Here is an 18,932-nt window from a genome sequence, read left to right as displayed (position 1 = left end):
TCATAGGCAGGTTAATGCCTCCACATCCTTCGCTTTCCACGTTCCGATTTCTTTATCCTTGCATATATCCTTAGGTTTCTCCTATGGTCCTGTATGCTTGAACTTGCCTGTAACAAGTTATGGGGTTTCATAACGCCAGATTTTTACTCGCCCACACACACGATGGCACTGCCACCTGTTGCATTTCTACAACAACTACGTCTAGACCCGTACATTCGGAGATTCGTCAGTGCTTGTGCAGCACATTCTAACCATAGATACTTTATGGACTCCCGGCATATAGGAAACACCATCCACCTCTGGACAGCTTTCGTGTCAGGTACTTGCTGTGCTTTCCCTAACTTACGGTATCTCTCTGCCGACTTCACCGAGCTTCATACCTTTCTACTATAACCTTAGAAGAGGCATGTCGGAGTATCAGAGTAGGCGTTTCAAGGCGTTACCCCATCATTCCACCTATCAAGAAATCAGTTCTCCTAGGAATTATCCTAGTGTCTAAGCTTTTCACTCAGAAACGTGTCGCACCCGCGTCATAATCTCCAAATATTGTAATTTGTTGCTGTGTATCGATTGCATGTTGGATGCGATCGACAGCTTTTTGCATGTCATGTAATAAAAACGGGTCATGCAAGTTGGACTCGTCCATGTACAAGTACGCGTTTGCTTGTTCGCTTGTGGTGATTCCGCGTGCAACGAGTATTTTCGTCAGCATCGTGGAAAGGTTCAAGTCCTTCGCGAGCTGATTGACGAGTTCTTCGTCTGGCCTATCGATTTGCCATCTCTTTTTGGATTGTATCAATGCTTTCACATCCTCTGTTCTTATTATAGCGAATGTGGATGGAGACTGAAAGGAAACGATATGGGAAGATTGGGAGTGGGATGGCGCCGTTGATCTGCGTTCCAGGCGGACGCTTTCCCATGGGCCCGCGGTGAGCCAACTAGGTCGCAAGCTCCCTTTAGTTGTCTCACCTGTCGGGCTGATCCATCGGTCGCCACCTTCCACTCCGATCACCTACTGTCGTTTTCTTTCTATGTGACGTGAGGGATTGCCTTTCGACATAAGACAACTGATTGGATAATACGTAGCATACTTTTTAGACTAAATAAAGTCCCGTGTTATGTTCATATAAAGAAAAGCACCTACCAAAACCACAACGAGAGCCACTTATTACGGACCCAAGCAAAATACCGTAACACTATCGCATTTCCCCCCTTAACAACGAACAAAAAACCACAGCAAGTCGCATATCACGACCTGCTGTGGTAAGACAAATTTAATATAACTCTTTCGGTGGAATAATCTCCGCCTGAACCAACGGTGGTTCCATCAACGCATCGATACGCTCCTCCATCTCTTGCATCTGCTTACGCTGCGCCGCCAACTCCTCTTCCTTCATATGCAACTTCTTCTCCAACTCCTTCACACGTCGTCCACTTCTATACGACTTATAAATAGCAAAGAAACCACTAATAATCGCACCTAGCAATGCTGAGCCCAGAATAATTAACACAAGTGGGATCATCTCTGTACCAAAGAAGTAATTTACCGGTACAGACTCCACATTAAACACCGCAAACAATGCGATCAACACAGCAAATAATAAACCGACTAAAACAGTCCATTGAAATTTCATATGCATCATTCCTCCATTCAAAAAAAAGCAGGATATACCGAAGTATACCCTGCTCTTTATATAGTTCAAACGTATTACACAACAGGTTCGTCTGAGCCCCATTGTTTTTTCTCTTTTTCTACTTTCATTCCACCATTCTTCGAAATTTGCTTTCTCTTTAGATCGAACCAAAGTTGAGCAGAGATGAAGATGGAAGAATACGTACCTGCCAGCAAACCAATCAATAGAGCGACGGAGAATGGTCGAATTGATTCTGCACCGAGTGCCATCAATGCCACTACGACGAAGATGACTGTCAGAACCGTGTTAACCGAACGGCCAAGTGTCTGTCGCAATGATTTATTGACGATCGCTGCCAACTCGTCGTCAGTACTAATATGCTTCGAGCGATTCAAGTTTTCACGTATTCTGTCGAAGGTGACGATCGTATCGTTGATAGAATAACCGATAATCGTCAGTACCGCCGCAATGAATGTGATATCTACTTCAAGTCGCAAAATACTGAAGATCGCAATCATGAAGAACGCGTCATGCAGTAAACCGAGAATTGCCGCTAGACCCATGCGCCATTCGAAACGGAACGCTACGTAGATGATGATACCTAGAGCAGCAATTGCTAGTGCAGAAATCGCATTGCGTACGAGCTCTTTCCCTACCGTATTGGAAACCGTTGAAACGTTTGGTTCCGCGCCATATTCTTCAGACAACTCTTTTTTAATTTTATTGACTTCTTCTTGTCCGAAGTCTTCTTTATATCGTGCAACCGCAATGTTCTTGTCATCACCTGAAATGACAACGTCGGACGTTGGGTGGCCGATCTCTTCAAGTAGTTTCGTTACTTCCGTTTCATCGAGCTGCTGTTCAGCAAGGATTTCCACGCGTGTACCGCCTGAGAAGTCGATTCCCAAGTTGAGCTTGAAGACACCGAGCATAATGGCCCCGACGAGCAATAAGACGATAGAAAGAGTATAGAAACGTTTTCTTGAATGAACGAAATCAAAACGGTCAAATTTCGTCGTGAGATCAAGTGTTTCATAGCCTTCATCCGCTGAATGCACTTGTTTCTTGTTCAGTCCAAACCAGCTAACTTTATTGTCGAGGTATCCACTGTGAACGAGTAGTCCAAGCAATAGACGAGATCCCCAAACAGCTGTTAGGAAACTAACTAAAATACTAATAATGAGCATGGTCGCGAAACCTTTAACAGAGCTTGTACCATAAATGAACAATACGACTGCTGCAAGGAGTGTCGTGACGTTCGCGTCGAGGATTGCGGTGAACGAAGACTTCGCTCCGGCCGTAAAGGATGTTTTAACCGATTTACCGACACGTAATTCTTCTTTGATCCGCTCATAGGTGATGATATTGGCATCGACTGCCATACCGACCCCGAGCATTAATGCCGCGATACCAGGTAGTGTCAACACACCGTTGATTAATGTGAACACTAGCAAAATCAAAAAGATATAAACAGAGAGTGTGACAACTGCGATAAGCCCTGGCAAACGGTAATAGAGTGCCATAAAGATAAAGACTAAGCTAACACCGATAATTCCAGCAAATATCGTTTTATCCAGTGCTTGTTCACCAAATTGCGCACCGACAGAAGTCGAGTAAATTTCCTCTAAATCAACAGGTAAGGCACCTGCGTTCAAAATACCAGCCAGGTTTTTCGTCTCTTCAATAGTGAAGTTACCTGAGATTTCGACGCTTGAAGAGTTGATCGTTTTAGACACATACGGAGCCGAGATAAAAGCAGGTTCTGGTTTTGCAGCTTCTTCTTTAAAGGAGTTTTCACCTTCGATGAAGTCCAACCAAATAACTAGCATGTTATCGGGCTTCATTGCTGCAATTTCAGATGTAACTTCTCCAAATTTATTTGGATCTTTCATTTCCAATGTAACAACAGGGTTGTTATTTTCATCGAAATTGGCTTTTGCTTTACCTTCTTTCAAATCATTTCCGTCAAGCATCAATTCATCATTCGCATTACGGAATGATAGATTGGCTTGGGTGGATAATAATTCGCGGGCAGTTTCCTGGTCTTCTACCCCGGCAAGCTGAACGCGGATTCGGTTGTTGGATTCGATTTGGATGCTTGGTTCGTTTACACCGAGCACGTCAATACGATTCGTCAACGCACGTGCCGTATCGGCAACCGTTGACTCCGTGATCTTTTGTCCTTCTTTCAATGGCTTCACTTGATACAGAACCTCGAAACCACCCTGTAAGTCAAGGCCTAACTTGACATCTTTTAAAATCGGACTCGTCGTGGAAAATACCGTTGATGCTAAAATAACGATGAGCAGCAAAAACGCGACGATCCTTCCTCTGTTTTTCATATTTCCTTTTCCCCCTCATATACTAGAGCGGCATAGCACCTGTTATGTACTTTCTTCTCTCATTGTACAACATACCAATTATGAAACAGTAGGTTGTCTGTGTCAAATACTTCATGATAGGAATTGCAAATCATTCCGCTTTTTTAGGCGAAAATAACACAGACCATTCTTCTTTACTCAGCTCCAACACGTCTTCACTGTGGCGTTGAGCCTCGGTTTGCGTATGGGTCATGAACTGTGCTGCCGTAATGGTCAATACATCTGAAATCATTTCATAAGAACGCATCGCAGAAATATCTTTTTTTCGCCACTTTTTCTCTACTACATATTTCAGTAAATCTTCCTCCGTAATCTCCGAGTAGCCGTAAAACGTCAATTCTTGCTTTTTACTTTCTAGTGCAGGGAGCAACTGTCTGTATAAGTCTGTCAACTGTTGATCCAATGCCACTTCCCCCCTCGTGTATAGTTCCGGAATAAACTTGATTATATCACATACACTTAACTATATTTGGGTTTAGCCCAAGCATTCTTATTGTATTGGAAAACCTGGCAAATCAGAAGGAGTGGTGTAGGATGTCATCATTTATTCGGGGGACGATTTTTTTGATGGCGGCCGTGTTTTTATCAAAATTACTCGGTTTCGTCTATCGAATTCAATTTATGCGGGTAGCAGGAGAAGAAACGGTCGGGATCTATATGACCGCATACCCGGCATTCATCTTTTTCCTCTCCTTAGTACAGCTTGGTGTACCAATCGCAATCGCGAAGGTGATAGCGGAATTAAAAGCACAAGGCGGCACCGTACAATTGCGACAAGTTATGAGAACCGCCACATTTATCACTATTTTATCTGGCGCAGTTTTCATTCCTGCGTGTATCCTGTTCATTCCTTTTCTAGCCGAGACTTTACTCGGTAATAGCGCAACTTCCACTGCATTATATGTAGCCCTCGCCATCGTACCCATCGCTTCAGTTGGTGGGTTAATCAGAGGATATTTCCAAGGGATTTCACGTATTGAAGAAACCGCATGGGCACAAGTGATTGAGCAAATCTTTCGTATTTTATTGATCACATGGATGCTGCCATACATTCTAGCTCCAGAAGATCCCATGATGAATGCAGCGTACGCGATGGCTGTGACATTCCTCGCCGAAGTCGTGTCGGTACTTTATCTTCTATACAAATACCGTCAACAACAAAAGAAACATCCGAAGCCACAGAAAAATGAACCGCGCTATCCGATGGAGCCCATCCTTGAGGTGGCGCTTCCTTCGTCAGGCAGTCGGCTATTTGGTACTTTCACATGGTTTCTTGAACCCATCATCTTTTTACGCGCACTCTCCATGGCAGGCGTTGGAACGGTAGCGGCCACTTCATTGTATGGAGTCATTTCAGGGGTACTTATTCCGTTATTATTGTTTCCAGCATTCATTCCGTACGCATTATCCGTCGTGCTCGTTCCAGCCGTAAGTGGTGCAGCCGCTTCGAGTAACGTCAAAAAATTGCAAGAACGCATTCATTTAGCATTGCGTTTATCCGCTTTAACTGGTGCATTTGCGGCTACGGTATTTTATATGCACGGCCAAGAACTCGCAGAGAAGTTGTTCCATATTGTAGAAGGTGGCAGCTATATGACGTTGCTCGCACCCATTTTCTTCTTTTATTATATTCAAAGCCCTCTCTATTCCATTTTGCAGGCAACAGGTGATGCGAAAGCCGGCATGATGAACTCCGTTTACGGAGGGATCGCAAAACTTGCGGTGATGTTCATTTTAGCATCGCAACCAGGTCTTCAAGAAACGGGTGCCGTTCTCGCAATCGGTTTCGGTGTACTCGTGACATCTTTCTTGCATATTGCCACACTCCGCCAAAACAAATCGACCGCTACTGGATTTTCGATGTTCGCGATGACCTATATCGTGTTCTTGCTGACCGTCGTCATTCGTCCGATTTTTATTCCAATCGGTTCGCACCATCTATTTATCGAATGTGCCATTACGTCAGGTGTGCTGTTCGCTTTATTATTGCTAACAAGACAAATCAAAACGCAGGATTTCGTCATGTTACGGAATTTAGTTAAACGCTATTAATCCTTTTTCAATTGGACTCTAATTTCGTCTTGTTCATATGAGCAATAGAAAATCGTGCTCAAATCGGTAATATTTTTAGCACGTAACTTTTTTAGCAACCAGTCTTCCGTCTTGCCGATCAATTTTAGATGCTCCGGCTGCATTTCACCGTCGAGCACCAGTCCGACAATGGGCTGGTCACCGTCTTTAGTGAATACAGATAAATTTCCGGAAGATTCGAGATACGCAAACGTCACGTTATGAATCGAACCGACTTGATTCTCTCGTAACTGTTGAAACAAGTCGTCAAGATTATAACGCTGTTTACGCATTTCATCTTCCTGGATCTCTCCATGTCGAATCATCAGCGTTGGATCACCATCGACTAGATCACGAAACTTCTTATTTTTCAATGAAATCATGGAGGATATATATTGAATGACCAGCAATAGGAGAATAGGAAGAATCCCTTTAAAAATGGGTTTATCGGGAGATTCTACAATCATCGCAGCTACTTCCGCCATAATGATAAAGACGACGATATCTATAACGCCCAGTTCACCGACTTCCCGTTTTCCCATAATTCGTAATATCACAAGAAGAAATATATATAAAAACACCGTACGCAATCCGATAATTAGTAACTCATGCACAGCGAATCTGCCTCCTTCACACTTAGTGTGCCGGCAGATCATTTTTCTATACGTGACTAAATAAAAAAGCGGAAATCTATGGATATACCAATAGATCACCGCTTTTACTTATGACGCTGTTGCGACTCTGCCTACCGCTTGCTTGTCAAAACGCAAAACTGTAGTATCAGATACACGCAAGAAAATAGACGTTTCATCTACTGCATCCACAGTACCGTGAATACCACCAATTGTTACTACTTCGTCTCCACGCTTTAAACTATTTTGCATCTCTTTCGCTGCTTTCTGTCTCTTCTGAGCAGGACGAATTAGTAAAAACCACATAATAGCCACCATGATGACTAGTGTGAAAATACCACCGTATTGTTCCATCATTATAGATTTTCCCCCTTCCTAAAGCATCAAATTTTATTATACAAGATTTAAAAGTTTTTTGCATTCGGTTTGTTGAAGCCGTATTGCTCAAAAAACTCTTCGCGGAAATCACCGAGGCGATCTTCACGTATAGCCTGACGTACTTGCTCCATTAAATTCAGCAAGAAGTGCAGGTTATGATAGGACGTCAATCGTATGCCAAATGTTTCACCCGCACGAATTAAATGACGAATATAGGCACGACTATAGTTTTTACACGCATAACAATCACAGTTCGGATCAAGTGGACCAAAATCTCGTTCATACTTCGCATTTTTGACAACTACACGACCTTCACTTGTCATTAACGTACCGTTACGTGCAATCCGTGTCGGCAAGACACAGTCAAACATATCGATACCACGGATTGCACCGTCAATTAATGAGTCTGGAGATCCCACACCCATCAAATAACGCGGCTTATCTTGCGGAAGCAATGGTGTCGTGAAGTCTAACACTTTGTTCATAATACCTTTCGGTTCCCCGACAGACAATCCACCGATTGCGTAGCCTGGGAAATCCATCGATACTAGATCACGTGCACTTTGCTTACGAAGATCTTCAAATTCGCCACCTTGTACGATACCGAATAACCCTTGATCTGTTGGGCGTCCATGTGCTTCAAGACAACGTTCTGCCCATCGTGACGTACGCTCGACACTGGCTTTCATATATTCATGCGTCGCAGGAAATGGAGGACATTCGTCAAACGCCATCATAATATCTGCTCCAAGATCGTTTTGGATCTCCATCGCTTTTTCTGGACTCAAGAACAACTTATCTCCATTAATATGATTACGGAAATGGACGCCTTCTTCTTTAATATCACGGAATTTACTTAAAGAAAACACTTGGAAGCCGCCGGAATCAGTCAAAATGGGACGATCCCAGTTCATGAATTTATGTAATCCACCCGCTTCTTTGACGATTTCATTCCCCGGACGTAACCATAAATGATACGTGTTACTTAAAATAATGCCTGCACCCATTGCCTGCAATTCTTCCGGAGCCATCGTTTTTACCGTAGCTTGTGTTCCGACAGGCATGAAAGCAGGTGTTTCAAATGAACCGTGTGGCGTATGGACAATCCCAAGTCGCGCACCTGTTTGTTTACATGTTTTGATATGTTCGTACGTAATAGCTGCCAATTAACCTCGTTCCTTTCTTTTAGCAGGGCGGATGAACATCGCGTCCCCAAAACTGAAAAAGCGATACTGCTCTTTCACGGCTTCTTCATATGCACGCATGACGTGATCGCGTCCGGCAAATGCCGATAACATCATCAATAGCGTGGATTTCGGCAAGTGGAAATTCGTCACTAAACCGTCAATTGCTTTGAACTCATACCCAGGATAAATGAAAATCGAAGTCCAACCACTTGCTGCGACTACTTCTCCATTATTCTCTGAAGCAATCGTCTCAAGCGTCCGTGTAGACGTCGTACCGACCGCCACTACATTGCCACCATTAGCTTTTGTCTCGCGAACAAGTGACGCCGTTTCTTCGGTCATTACATAATATTCCGCATGCATCGTGTGATCTTCAATTGTATCCACACTAACAGGACGGAATGTACCAAGACCAACATGCAACGTAATAAAAGCAATCTGCACGCCTTTTTCACGCAACGCATCCAGGATTTCATCCGTGAAGTGCAAGCCGGCTGTAGGTGCTGCCGCAGAACCACGCTCTTTTGCGAAAACGGTTTGGTAGCGTGTCTGATCTTCCAACGACTCGGTAATATATGGAGGCAACGGCATCTGTCCGAGCTGATCGAGCAACTCATAGAAAATACCGTCATAGCTAAATTTGAATTCGCGCCCACCTTGTTCACCGAGTGCAGTACATTCAGCCTGCAACAAGCCGTCACCAAACGTCACGATCGTCCCTACTTTTATACGTTTTGAAGGCTTGACCAGCGTTTCCCAGCGGTCGTCACCTGTCTCTTTTAACAATAACACTTCAATCGTCGCACCGGTTTCTTCTTTCGTCCCGATCAAACGCGCCGGCAATACTTTTGTATCGTTCAACACTAGCAAGTCCCCTGCTTCTAGTTCATCCACTAAATCACGGAAATGCTTATGTGTAACGTTACCATTATCTCGTCCCATAACGAGTAAACGGCTCGCTGTGCGATCCAAAAGCGGTGTTTGAGCAATTAAATGTTCGGGTAAATCAAAATCAAAGTCTTCTACTTCCATCACGCTAACTCCTATCTGTCATTCAGGAAGCGGATAGCCGAAATGCTCGTAAGCCTTTTCCGTCGCCATCCGACCTCTTGATGTACGTTGAATAAATCCCATTTGTAATAAATACGGCTCATAGACGTCTTCGATCGTCACTGACTCTTCGCCGATACTCGCAGAGAGCGTATCGATGCCGACTGGCCCCCCACGGAACCGTTCGATCATGCTGTGAAGCAACTGATGGTCGATTTGATCGAGCCCATGATGATCCACCTGTAGCATATCGAGTGCTTCTTGTGCAATTGAAAGCGTAATGATTCCATTGCCGCGCACTTGTGCATAATCGCGCACCCTTCGCAGTAGACGATTCGCAATACGCGGTGTTCCGCGAGAGCGTTTCGCCAGTTCCACAGCTGCCAACGGATCGATGTCCACGCCAAATAAATTTGCGCTTCGAATGACAATCTCCGTTAATGATTCCACTTCATAATACTCAAGTCTAAGTGGTACACCGAAACGGTCACGTAGCGGTGCAGACAATGCCCCTGCACGTGTCGTCGCGCCGATCAATGTAAACGGCGGCAAATCCAGTCGCACAGAACGCGCAGTCGGACCTTTTCCGACCATAATATCGAGACAGAAATCCTCCATCGCTGGATACAGCACTTCTTCAATCGCACGGTTCAGCCGGTGGATTTCATCGATGAAAAGGACATCGCCCGGCTCCAATGAAGATACAACTGCCGCCAAGTCACCCGGACGTTCAATAGCAGGACCGCTCGTCATGCGGACATTAACACCCATTTCATTGCCGATTACCGTAGCGAGCGTCGTCTTTCCAAGCCCAGGAGGACCGTATAACAACACATGATCCAAACTTTCTTCCCGCTTTTTTGCCGCCTCGATAAAGATCGATAAATTATCTTTCGCCTGTTGCTGACCGATATATTGCTGCAACAATTGCGGGCGTAATGATTGTTCAAAACTATCATCAAAATCCGTCGCTTCATTCGTCAGTATACGTTCATCCATTGGAACCACCTCCATCGTATTAGCCTTGTTTCAATAATAATTTTAACGCCAGTCGCATATAGCCTTCTGTATCGAGTTCTTCTTTCTCGAGCTTCGGCTTTACTTTCTTTAGTTCACGGTCAGAATATCCAAGTGCAGTCAACGCAAGCATCGCCTCATCGAGCTCATCACTTTCAGCAAGCGTAAGCAACGTGTCTTCCGAATCCGGTAAATCAATTTCGGTAAACAGGTCGTGAAGTTTGCCTTTTAGATCTAAAATCATTTGACGCGCTGTCTTCTTGCCGACACCTGGAAACTGCACGAGAAACCCTTCATCTTCGCGCTCAATCGCACTCACTACTTGAGAAGGCAAGCCGTTCGCAAGTATTGCGAGCGCGCCTTTAGGACCGATTCCCGAAACGGTAATCAGTTTACGAAACAGTTCACGTTGTTCAAGTGTCTTGAATCCGATCAATAATTGCGTATCTTCACGCACATGCAAATACGTGAACACTTGCTGCACCTCTTCTGTTACGTGGAACGCAAATGGATTCGGTGTCATCACTTGCCAACCAATTCCCGATTGCTCCAGCACTACATATTCAGGTGTCACGCGTGTCACATAGCCTTTTATGTAATCGTACAAAGTATTCTCCCCCTAAAGTATACCTGCTATTATAGCATACGAACGGGTTTTCTAGTTGTTCAACCTCCAGAAACCTACATAAAAAAATGGACACATAAAATTCGTGTCCATTCATCCTACTTATGCTTGAGCAATTGCTTGTTGTTTCTTATGGAATGCGATGAAATTCTGAACGACGGTATCAAGGAATGCGATGGTAGCTTCATCTGTAATATTCCCTTCTTCATCCATTTTCGTGTGAACAGCACCGATATATACTTCGTTGCCTGGCAATAAGATAGGTGCTAGTGCTGGGTTAGAAAGAATTTCACGTAAGTGGATCTGCGCTCTCACAGAACCGAACACGCCCATTGACGCCCCTACGATAAAGCCCGTTTTGCCGTGTAATGTAAAGTCGCCGCCACGTGACAACCAATCCAACGCATTTTTCATTGCGCCAGGAATTGAAAAGTTATATTCCGGTGCTGCGAATAAAACGGCATCCGAATCTTTCACGTCATCTTTAAATGTTTGTACGGCTACAGGTGGTTCACTTTCAATATCAATAGAGAACATTTCTAAATCATTGATGAGAACCGGTGTAATTTCCAATTCTTCTTTATATCGCTCAGCCATGAAATTTACTAACTTTAAATTGTATGAAGTCGAACTCGTACTTCCAATTACTGCTTTTACTCGAATAGTCATTCTGAAGATCTCCCTTGTGTTTTAATATCTGCAAGACTTATCATAGCGCTTGCTCATTTTTATTTCTAATGATTTGCTCGGTTTTTGAACCCTTCGCCACCTTGAAAACGTATACATTATCAAGTAGTTCTACTATGCATGCTAAAGGAGGAAGAATCGAAATGCGCACGATGATTTATGCAAGTTTTGCTATGTCGCTATTACTTGTCGGCTGTAATTCAGCAACAGATACACCGACAGAAGAGGTAAAGCCGCCCGCAGAAACACCAATCGAAGAAACACCTGAAGATACGACGACGTTGCCGGAACGTGAATCTACGATGGATGTTGTACTATCTGTTGAAGGTCAAGACTCCACTATCACGATGGACCTCGTTGAAGGCAGCGATGCTATGTATTCGCTGTACATCGATCCGCAACGTTATACGTTTGAGACCAGTGAAAAAGAAGACAAGCTCATGCCGATTAACGAAGTGCCTGAAGGTTATCCTGAGGTGAATATGACATTTCTATACGTCGAAAATCAAACTCCAGAAAGTGTAAAAGAAGATATGGAGCAGGAATACAGTATGCCGCTCGAGGAAAAATCGATTACTGCGCCAATCAACGCGCTTTCATTACACGGTACTTCAGGAGAAGAATCGGATAGCGAAGTCGTGACGATCTACATGATGGAAGTAGACGGAGGCACATTGCTCATTAAGGAGAACTACTTCCTTGAAGCTCAAGAAGGTCATGGGGCACGATTTGAACAGATGTTGGAGACGCTGGAAGTACGTAAATAACTAGTGAAAAACGCATTCACATACCTATAAGTCCTCATTCGTAAAGGAATGAGGACTTATCTAGTGTATTTGACAGCTTGTTCAATTTACTTGGACATGTAATTTTTATCAATAAATTCTTCACCCATACACAATAAACGCTTTTTTATTCCCTCGATTTCATAATTTCTAGTTGTTTCAGTCATGGCAAATAAAAATGGCGAAATTCCCGGAGTAATTTTAACTTCATCTTCCTCCTATATATTCTAGTTCCGCGTAATTTTTTACATCTTCACCTTCGTCATACCGATCTTTTTTAGTAACGATACTAAGCTTTTTCAAACTTTTTTAGAAAAGTTATTGACTCTCACGTTACGGGGTACTTTAAACTTACTAGTGAAGGGAGCAAAACAAGATGAAAGTGAAAGAAGTTGCTGATTTAGTAGGCATTAGTGTGCGCACACTACACCATTACGATGAAATCGGGTTATTAATTCCCGAAGAAACCACTGATGCTGGGTATCGTATATATTCTGACGAGAATCTCGAGGCCTTGCAGCAAATCTTATTTTTTAGAGAGCTCGGCTTCCCTTTAAAGACAATTAAAGAAATTATCGATAGTCCATCATTTGATCAACAAGAAGCGCTTGAAATGCAACACAGAATGCTTCTAAAAGAAAAGAGCCGGCTTGAACAGATGATCGAGACTATCGAAAAAACTATTCAACATTTGAAAGGAGAAATACACATGTCAAATCAAGAAAAATTCGCAGGCTTTGACTTTAGCCATACCCCATATGAACAAGAAGCAAGAGAAAAGTGGGGCGATAAAGCAGTGGATGAAGCAAATGAAAAAGCAAAAAACATGACTGCCTTCGATCAGGAAAAATTTAACGAAGTTTTTCGTAACCTCGCCGCGATTCGCCATCTCTCCCCTGACTCCAAAGAGGTTCAAGAAAAAATTACCAAGTGGCATCTTTTATTAAACAAAATGGGAGATTACTCTCTTGATGCATTCAAGGGGTTAGGTCAAATGTACGTAGACGACGAACGTTTCACCAAAAACATTGATCAATTTGGTGAAGGCTTAGCGAAATTTATGTGTACTGCTATGAGCGTCTATGTAGAAAGAAATAAAAAGTAATACCACAATAAAGGTTATGGCACCATGCTATAGCCTTTATACTATCTTTTTTACAGTTGAATAAGTCTGTTTCATTTTTTTAAATTTACACAATTACATTCCTACTCTCATAAACGACCCGCTCCATGCCTTAGTAACCCCTTACAAAAATTGTATAACTAAGAGTACAAGTATAATGATTTATCACTTCAAGATTACCTTTGAAAAGACTACGATATTGCAATATGTTTATGTTTGATCCTTTCTAAAACATCAAGATTTAGCGGTTCATCATCATGTATAGATATATTTCGGGAACCAATCAAATTCATTGAGGACTTTGCATGGTTTTCTCCAATCATACGTTCTTCTAGCAAGCACTTGAATGCATTGCAACTAGCCTTAGGAACGCATAATTTACGTTGACTGACACTATGGCATACTATGTCAATGCTCGCTTCATCTGTCTATACCCCGATCACCTTCCTAAAAATCAGAACTCCCACCACACCATATGCTTGATTGATTGCACTGAACAGCGCTACTGTTCGTTTATTATAAGGTGCACGAAAAGTGAACTTTCTGCGCCGATATTCTACCTTTTGACCCCGTATAGTAAATTACCACATATTCTATCCTGTAATAGAATTCACTACACCCCCCTCTATAAGTTTATCTACTAATAGGTCACGTTTATTAAATAAACAATATAATATTTTAATTATATTAATAAAATAAGAAAATTTTAATCTTTCTAAATACTTTATTTTTTCGTTAATCTATTTTTGCAATTCACAGTCATTTGATCTTTTTAATATCTGCCTAAAAATGGAACAATTACCTCATTCATCTGTTTCTTCAAAATCGTAGTAAACAATAATTTTAGTTGCCATAGATTAGCTTTCCATCGAACAATTTCATTTCATAAACTAACAAAATAAAATTCCATCACACCTCTCTTATTTAAGACTATGCGGTTCAGGTTAGTGATTTGCTAACTGCAAAACTCTAGCTACTTCTACCTCTATCTCTAAGTATTCTCACTAGATCATTTAGGCAGATTATTTTATTTATTCATATAATGAGTTAACAAAAAAGTTTCGTAAAATTACTTTGCATTTTTTGTCGAATAACACTATCATGTATAAGGGCCAAAAACCTACCGACCGATAAGTACATATGCAAAGGTCTACCAATACGTTATAAATACACACAATAAATGTAAGAGGAGGGAGTTATGTGAGTTTAGCATCGATCGGTGTACCTGGATTAATAATTATCTTAGTCATTATTTTAATTTTATTCGGACCGCGAAAATTGCCGGAAATTGGTTCAGCTGTCGGTAAAACACTAGCAGAATTTAAAAAGGCAACAAAAGGTATTTTAGAAGAAGATGACAAGGACAAGAAAACTGAATTAGAAAAGTCTGAGTCAACAAAGTAAGGAAACCGTGCGATTCAACCTGCCTCGGCAAAAATCGACACATTTAATGACAAATGTGAAGGAGGAACTAAACTATGACGAACAATAAAAATTCCAATCAAGATACTCAAGATTTAGGTCGAAGAAAGTTTTTGAAGAGCGGCGGTCTTGTCGCTGGTGGGCTTTTAGGTGGCTCTCTCTTTGGCGGTTTGCTAACGAGTCAGTTCCAAAAAGGTACGAAGGAAGAAACGGCATCACAGGTAAATAAACCCGTCTCGTTTGATGCACGTACATTTTTCAGTCGGAATGAAGACTTTGCGTTGCTATCTGCTGCAACTGAAAGAATCTATCCAGAGAATAAAAACGGAATGGGTGCAATTGAACTAGGCGTACCGTATTTCATTGACCGCCAATGCGCAAGCAACTGGGGAAGAAATGGGAATGACTACATGCACGGTCCTTTCCCATCGGTTGTAAAAACTGACGTTTACCAAGAAGAAAAACGTCAAAAAGATGAAGTCATCACATCATCTACTGTTGTGAAATTACCAGCTGGCACAGCTAACTATCAAACAAAAATGACGAGAGGCACATTTTTCCTTGAAGGGCTCAACGCAATGGAGCAAACTTCACAAGATAAATTTGGTGAGCGGTTTGTTAATCTAGAACCCGAACAACAAGATGAAATTTTACAAATGTTTGAAAAAGGTGAAGTGGAGTTCAGTGGTGTAGATTCCTCAGACTTCTTTAGCTTGTTGCGTCAAACAACAATCGAAGGCGTCTATGCAGATCCTGTTTACGGTGGAAATCGTAATATGGAAGCTTGGAGAATGAAAGAATACCCTGGGCCAATCATGAGCTTTTTAGATAAAATCGAAGAAGAAGAGTTTATTGTAATGGAGCCTTCAAGTTTACGTAATTACCAAGGGCTTTAATTGAGGAGGACGCATAAATGGCTAAAAAATTAGATAAAGTAGACGTTGTAGTCGTTGGAAGTGGTTGGGCTGGCGGTATCGTTTCAGCTGAGCTTTCCAAAGCAGGCTATCAAGTCGTCATGTTGGAACGTGGTAAAGATCAAACACGTTCAGATTTTATAGGTGTTAAAGATGAACTACGTTATACAAATAGACATGAAATGATTGAAAAATTAACAGGTGATACAATTACGTCTCGTGTTTCAATAGGCGATGCTGCATTACCTGTACGTTTGCAAAAAGATATGAATACGGGAACGGACCTTGGAGGCGGAAGTATGCACTGGGCAGGCTCCGTGTACCGCTGGCGTTCATATGACTTCGAAATTCGTTCAAAAACAATCGAACGTTATGGGGAAAGTAAAATTCCTGAAGGCATGCAAATCCGTGACTGGGGCATTACTTATGATGAACTAGAACCTTATTACGCTAAATGGGAACAAACAGCTGGGATTTCAGGAGAACCCGATCCACTTGGAGACAAGAGATCAAATGAGTATCCAAACCCACCTATGTTAGCTTCACCTGCAATTAAGTTGTTTAAAGAATCAGCGAAAGAAATCGGCTTACACCCTTATCAAATGGCTTCTGGAAACATGTCACAAACATATACGAATCCTGATGGGGAAACATTGAACCAATGTATGTTCTGTTCATTCTGTACGATGTACGGCTGTGACTTCGGTTCAAAATCAGATCCTCTTGCAACAGTTATTCCAACTGCTCGCAAAACAGGAAATTGTGAAATCAGAACGAACTCACTCGTCCGAAGAGTTATACATAAAGACGGTAAAGCGACGGGCGTTTTATACACGGATACAAGAACAGGTCAAGAATTCGAACAACCAGCTGATGTTGTAGTACTTGCAGCATTCACATTCTCAAATAACCGCTTGCTTATGCTATCGGATATCGGTGAAATCTATAACCCAGAAACTAGAAAAGGAACGATTGGCCGTAACTTTACAGGACAATTCAACAGTACGTTCCTAGGAGCAACAGGATTCTTTAATGACAAGAAATTCAACTACTACATGGGTGCTGGTGGATTAGGTGGCGCTGTAAGTGATTATGACGCCGATCTATTTGACCACACAGATTTAGACTTTATTCACGGTGGTGGAATCGAACTTCGTCAATACGGAGATGGAGCGATTAAGAATAACTTTGTCCCTAAAGGTACACCAACATGGGGTGAAGAATTTAAAGAGAAATCACTCTTCTACGCTTTCCGTACGTTAACAGTTTGGTACTCAGCAGCAGTTATGCCTTGGTGGCACAACTATATGGACTTAGACCCTACGTATAAAGATGAGTTTGGAGATCCATTATTACGTATTACCAATAAATTAACAGAACAAGATAAGAACATCGCGAAATTCGGTATTGAAAAATGTACTGAAATCGTAGAAGCAATGGGTGCGGATATTATTGATCAGGACGAATTACCAGACCAATTTAACCACGGTTACGACGGTATGCACTATATCGGTGGCGTAGCTATGGGTGAAGATCCGGAAACGTCTGCGGTAAATAACTACTTGCAACTATGGGAAATGGAAAACTTATTCGTCGTTGGCGGATCTGCCCTACCCCACTTCAGTAGTCACCACCCTACACCAACAATCGGTGCACTTTCATACCGTGCAGCTGAAGGTATTGAAAAATACTTAAAAGAAAACGGCGGTCTCTTAACGAAACCAAAATCTTCTAGCGTCAAAGCATAATAGATATAACCCACCCCTCACTTGGCAATATAAAAGTGAGGGGTTATTGTTTTCCCTGAACATTTGATCATTCTTCTAGCGGTCACACCGCAACGACAGGTTCACGTACTACCCTGACATCATAGAACGATACTTTATTGCTAATAACGTATCCGGGTTGTCCGTCGCGATGTGAATGCGCTTCCTTGAATGCATCGCTTTTCGTCCACGCCTCAAATGCTTCTTTTGATTCCCAACGCGTGCTGATCGTCACTTCATCATAGTCTGGCAAATTATCCGTGAACAATACTTCTAGTCCTAGAAACCCTTCCATCTGTTCCACTTTTCCTTCTTTATCAAAACGCGTAACCAATTCATGTCCACGGTCTTTTATAATCTTATTTGTGTTTGTTACGATTATCATAATTATTTCCCCCTTTTATTCTACTAAAGAGTATACATTCTTCAGCAACTAAGTTAAATGATAATGAATCTCATTATCATTGTCAACAACAAAAAAGCCAGTTAACAACTTTACTTGCTTAAAAGTTGTTGACTGGCTAGCATTCATTACTCATCCGATGCATTAGAATAGACGTTTTGTACATCATCGTCATCTTCTAACGCATCAATCATAATCATAAATTGTTCTTGTTGCTCTTCGGTCAAATCCGCGTAAACGGATGGAACCATATCTACTTCTGCTGAAATAAATACTAAATCTTCCGCTTCAAGCGCTTCTTTTACATTCAGAAATTCAGAGGGTTCCGTCAGAATTTCAAATCCATCTTCTGTCGAAATAACATCTTCTGCTCCTGCTTCCAAAGCCGCCAGCATGACTGCGTCCTCGTCCGTTTCTTGCGTACGTTCGATGAACAGACGGCCTTTGCGTTCAAATAAATAGTTGACGGAGCCAGTTTCTCCTAAACTACCGCCATTTTTATTGAATGCCACGCGCATATTGGGTCCTGTACGATTGCGGTTTTCTGTCAGGGTATATACAAGAACAGCAACACCGCCTGGTCCGTACCCTTCGTAGATCACTTCTTCGTAGTTTTCATCCGCACCCGAACCTGTTGCTTTATCGATTGCCCGCTGAATTACATCATTCGGGACATTCACACTCTTTGATTTATCGATTGCTAGACGTAAAGCTGGATTCGTGTCTGGATCGTCTCCGCCAGACTTTGCTGCCACGTAAATTTCACGCGACATCTTCTGAAAGATCTTTCCTCGTTTTGCATCCTGTGCGCCTTTTCTGTTCTGGATATTCTTCCACTTTGAATGGCCTGCCATGGAT

General features: G+C 42.2%; 20 protein-coding genes. 6 read left to right on the top strand and 14 right to left on the bottom strand.

What is annotated here, in order from left to right:
• Window positions 1–508: 508 nt before the first annotated feature.
• The 4 genes from CSV80_RS17755 to CSV80_RS06275 form a co-directional block, all read right to left on the bottom strand.
• On the bottom strand, window positions 509–1,012 hold the full coding sequence (locus CSV80_RS17755; protein ID WP_233201530.1) for a hypothetical protein: 504 nt from the start codon (window positions 1,010–1,012) through the stop codon (window positions 509–511).
• Window positions 1,013–1,274: 262 nt separating this feature from the next.
• Entirely contained in the window at window positions 1,275–1,634 is a 360-nt protein-coding gene (locus CSV80_RS06285) for a LapA family protein (protein WP_099670072.1), read from the bottom strand.
• Window positions 1,635–1,708: 74 nt separating this feature from the next.
• Window positions 1,709–3,976 carry a protein translocase subunit SecDF gene (gene secDF, locus CSV80_RS06280; protein WP_099670071.1) on the bottom strand — a complete coding sequence of 756 codons (2,268 nt, stop codon included), beginning with the start codon at window positions 3,974–3,976 and terminating at the stop codon, window positions 1,709–1,711.
• A 130-nt stretch (window positions 3,977–4,106) separates the two neighbouring features.
• Window positions 4,107–4,418 (bottom strand): post-transcriptional regulator, encoded by a 312-nt coding sequence (locus CSV80_RS06275; protein ID WP_158231866.1) that lies wholly within the window; start codon window positions 4,416–4,418, stop codon window positions 4,107–4,109.
• A gap of 131 nt (window positions 4,419–4,549) precedes the next feature.
• Here CSV80_RS06275 and CSV80_RS06270 point away from each other — a divergent pair, with 131 nt between their 5' ends.
• Complete coding sequence (locus CSV80_RS06270; protein ID WP_099670069.1) at window positions 4,550–6,067, top strand: putative polysaccharide biosynthesis protein; 1,518 nt, start codon at window positions 4,550–4,552, stop codon at window positions 6,065–6,067.
• Here CSV80_RS06270 and CSV80_RS06265 read toward each other — a convergent pair.
• The 7 genes from CSV80_RS06265 to CSV80_RS06235 all read right to left on the bottom strand — a co-directional run bounded on the left by CSV80_RS06265 (window position 6,064) and on the right by CSV80_RS06235 (window position 11,643).
• On the bottom strand, window positions 6,064–6,699 hold the full coding sequence (locus CSV80_RS06265) for a DUF421 domain-containing protein (protein WP_099670068.1): 636 nt from the start codon (window positions 6,697–6,699) through the stop codon (window positions 6,064–6,066). The genes CSV80_RS06270 and CSV80_RS06265 overlap by 4 nt on opposite strands.
• A gap of 108 nt (window positions 6,700–6,807) precedes the next feature.
• Window positions 6,808–7,074 (bottom strand): preprotein translocase subunit YajC, encoded by a 267-nt coding sequence (gene yajC / locus CSV80_RS06260; RefSeq protein ID WP_369802807.1) that lies wholly within the window; start codon window positions 7,072–7,074, stop codon window positions 6,808–6,810.
• A gap of 47 nt (window positions 7,075–7,121) precedes the next feature.
• Window positions 7,122–8,261 carry a tRNA guanosine(34) transglycosylase Tgt gene (gene tgt, locus CSV80_RS06255; protein ID WP_099670067.1) on the bottom strand — a complete coding sequence of 380 codons (1,140 nt, stop codon included), beginning with the start codon at window positions 8,259–8,261 and terminating at the stop codon, window positions 7,122–7,124.
• On the bottom strand, window positions 8,262–9,314 hold the full coding sequence (gene queA / locus CSV80_RS06250) for a tRNA preQ1(34) S-adenosylmethionine ribosyltransferase-isomerase QueA (protein WP_099670066.1): 1,053 nt from the start codon (window positions 9,312–9,314) through the stop codon (window positions 8,262–8,264). It lies immediately after the preceding gene.
• 18 nt (window positions 9,315–9,332) lie between these two features.
• Window positions 9,333–10,331, bottom strand: coding sequence for a Holliday junction branch migration DNA helicase RuvB (ruvB, locus tag CSV80_RS06245; RefSeq protein ID WP_099670065.1), 999 nt, complete (start codon window positions 10,329–10,331; stop codon window positions 9,333–9,335).
• A 19-nt stretch (window positions 10,332–10,350) separates the two neighbouring features.
• Window positions 10,351–10,956: a Holliday junction branch migration protein RuvA gene (gene ruvA, locus CSV80_RS06240; protein WP_029053712.1), complete on the bottom strand. Its 606-nt coding sequence runs from the start codon at window positions 10,954–10,956 to the stop codon at window positions 10,351–10,353.
• Between the two features lie 120 nt (window positions 10,957–11,076).
• On the bottom strand, window positions 11,077–11,643 hold the full coding sequence (locus CSV80_RS06235) for an NADPH-dependent FMN reductase (RefSeq protein WP_099670064.1): 567 nt from the start codon (window positions 11,641–11,643) through the stop codon (window positions 11,077–11,079).
• 161 nt (window positions 11,644–11,804) lie between these two features.
• On the opposite strand from CSV80_RS06235, the gene CSV80_RS06230 reads away from it, so the two are divergent.
• Both CSV80_RS06230 and CSV80_RS06225 read left to right on the top strand, forming a co-directional pair.
• On the top strand, window positions 11,805–12,428 hold the full coding sequence (locus tag CSV80_RS06230; RefSeq protein WP_099670063.1) for a hypothetical protein: 624 nt from the start codon (window positions 11,805–11,807) through the stop codon (window positions 12,426–12,428).
• Window positions 12,429–12,822: 394 nt separating this feature from the next.
• The gene (locus CSV80_RS06225; RefSeq protein WP_099670062.1) at window positions 12,823–13,551 is read left to right on the top strand and encodes a MerR family transcriptional regulator; all 729 of its coding nucleotides are present in this window, start codon (window positions 12,823–12,825) and stop codon (window positions 13,549–13,551) included.
• Between the two features lie 209 nt (window positions 13,552–13,760).
• Here the strand turns inward: CSV80_RS06225 and CSV80_RS18150 are convergent, their stop codons facing one another.
• Window positions 13,761–13,982, bottom strand: a complete 222-nt coding sequence (locus CSV80_RS18150) for a HepT-like ribonuclease domain-containing protein (RefSeq protein WP_143560468.1) — start codon at window positions 13,980–13,982, stop codon at window positions 13,761–13,763.
• A 787-nt stretch (window positions 13,983–14,769) separates the two neighbouring features.
• Here CSV80_RS18150 and tatA point away from each other — a divergent pair.
• The 3 genes from tatA to CSV80_RS06210 all read left to right on the top strand — a co-directional run bounded on the left by tatA (window position 14,770) and on the right by CSV80_RS06210 (window position 17,653).
• Entirely contained in the window at window positions 14,770–14,973 is a 204-nt protein-coding gene (gene tatA, locus CSV80_RS06220) for a twin-arginine translocase TatA/TatE family subunit (RefSeq protein ID WP_099670061.1), read from the top strand.
• Window positions 14,974–15,047: 74 nt separating this feature from the next.
• Complete coding sequence (locus CSV80_RS06215) at window positions 15,048–15,887, top strand: gluconate 2-dehydrogenase subunit 3 family protein (protein WP_099670060.1); 840 nt, start codon at window positions 15,048–15,050, stop codon at window positions 15,885–15,887.
• A 17-nt stretch (window positions 15,888–15,904) separates the two neighbouring features.
• Entirely contained in the window at window positions 15,905–17,653 is a 1,749-nt protein-coding gene (locus CSV80_RS06210) for a GMC family oxidoreductase (protein WP_099670059.1), read from the top strand.
• 82 nt (window positions 17,654–17,735) lie between these two features.
• Here the strand turns inward: CSV80_RS06210 and isdG are convergent, their stop codons facing one another.
• Both isdG and CSV80_RS06200 read right to left on the bottom strand, forming a co-directional pair.
• A complete protein-coding gene (isdG, locus tag CSV80_RS06205; protein WP_099670058.1) occupies window positions 17,736–18,056 on the bottom strand; it encodes a heme oxygenase in 321 nt (106 codons plus the stop codon).
• Window positions 18,057–18,202: 146 nt separating this feature from the next.
• Window positions 18,203–18,928 (bottom strand): YebC/PmpR family DNA-binding transcriptional regulator, encoded by a 726-nt coding sequence (locus CSV80_RS06200; protein WP_099670057.1) that lies wholly within the window; start codon window positions 18,926–18,928, stop codon window positions 18,203–18,205.
• Window positions 18,929–18,932: the final 4 nt, after the last annotated feature.

The organism is Sporosarcina sp. P12(2017) (genome assembly GCF_002743035.1).
In the GTDB taxonomy this organism is placed as follows: domain Bacteria; phylum Bacillota; class Bacilli; order Bacillales_A; family Planococcaceae; genus Sporosarcina; species Sporosarcina ureae.
The sequence above is the reverse complement of the archived record's forward strand: the minus strand, read 5'-3'. Positions and strand labels throughout refer to the sequence as shown.

Excerpts from the sequence above, each read along its gene's own strand:
- CSV80_RS06230 (WP_099670063.1), top strand. The coding sequence starts at position 11,805 with ATGCGCACGATGATTTATGCAAGTTTTGCTATGTCGCTATTACTTGTC.
- CSV80_RS06200 (WP_099670057.1), bottom strand. The coding sequence starts at position 18,928 with ATGGCAGGCCATTCAAAGTGGAAGAATATCCAGAACAGAAAAGGCGCA.
- CSV80_RS06225 (WP_099670062.1), top strand. The coding sequence starts at position 12,823 with ATGAAAGTGAAAGAAGTTGCTGATTTAGTAGGCATTAGTGTGCGCACA.
- CSV80_RS06270 (WP_099670069.1), top strand. The coding sequence starts at position 4,550 with ATGTCATCATTTATTCGGGGGACGATTTTTTTGATGGCGGCCGTGTTT.
- secDF (WP_099670071.1), bottom strand. The coding sequence starts at position 3,976 with ATGAAAAACAGAGGAAGGATCGTCGCGTTTTTGCTGCTCATCGTTATT.
- CSV80_RS06285 (WP_099670072.1), bottom strand. The coding sequence starts at position 1,634 with ATGAAATTTCAATGGACTGTTTTAGTCGGTTTATTATTTGCTGTGTTG.
- isdG (WP_099670058.1), bottom strand. The coding sequence starts at position 18,056 with ATGATAATCGTAACAAACACAAATAAGATTATAAAAGACCGTGGACAT.
- CSV80_RS06215 (WP_099670060.1), top strand. The coding sequence starts at position 15,048 with ATGACGAACAATAAAAATTCCAATCAAGATACTCAAGATTTAGGTCGA.
- ruvB (WP_099670065.1), bottom strand. The coding sequence starts at position 10,331 with ATGGATGAACGTATACTGACGAATGAAGCGACGGATTTTGATGATAGT.
- queA (WP_099670066.1), bottom strand. The coding sequence starts at position 9,314 with ATGGAAGTAGAAGACTTTGATTTTGATTTACCCGAACATTTAATTGCT.
- CSV80_RS06210 (WP_099670059.1), top strand. The coding sequence starts at position 15,905 with ATGGCTAAAAAATTAGATAAAGTAGACGTTGTAGTCGTTGGAAGTGGT.
- yajC (WP_369802807.1), bottom strand. The coding sequence starts at position 7,074 with ATGATGGAACAATACGGTGGTATTTTCACACTAGTCATCATGGTGGCT.
- CSV80_RS06235 (WP_099670064.1), bottom strand. The coding sequence starts at position 11,643 with ATGACTATTCGAGTAAAAGCAGTAATTGGAAGTACGAGTTCGACTTCA.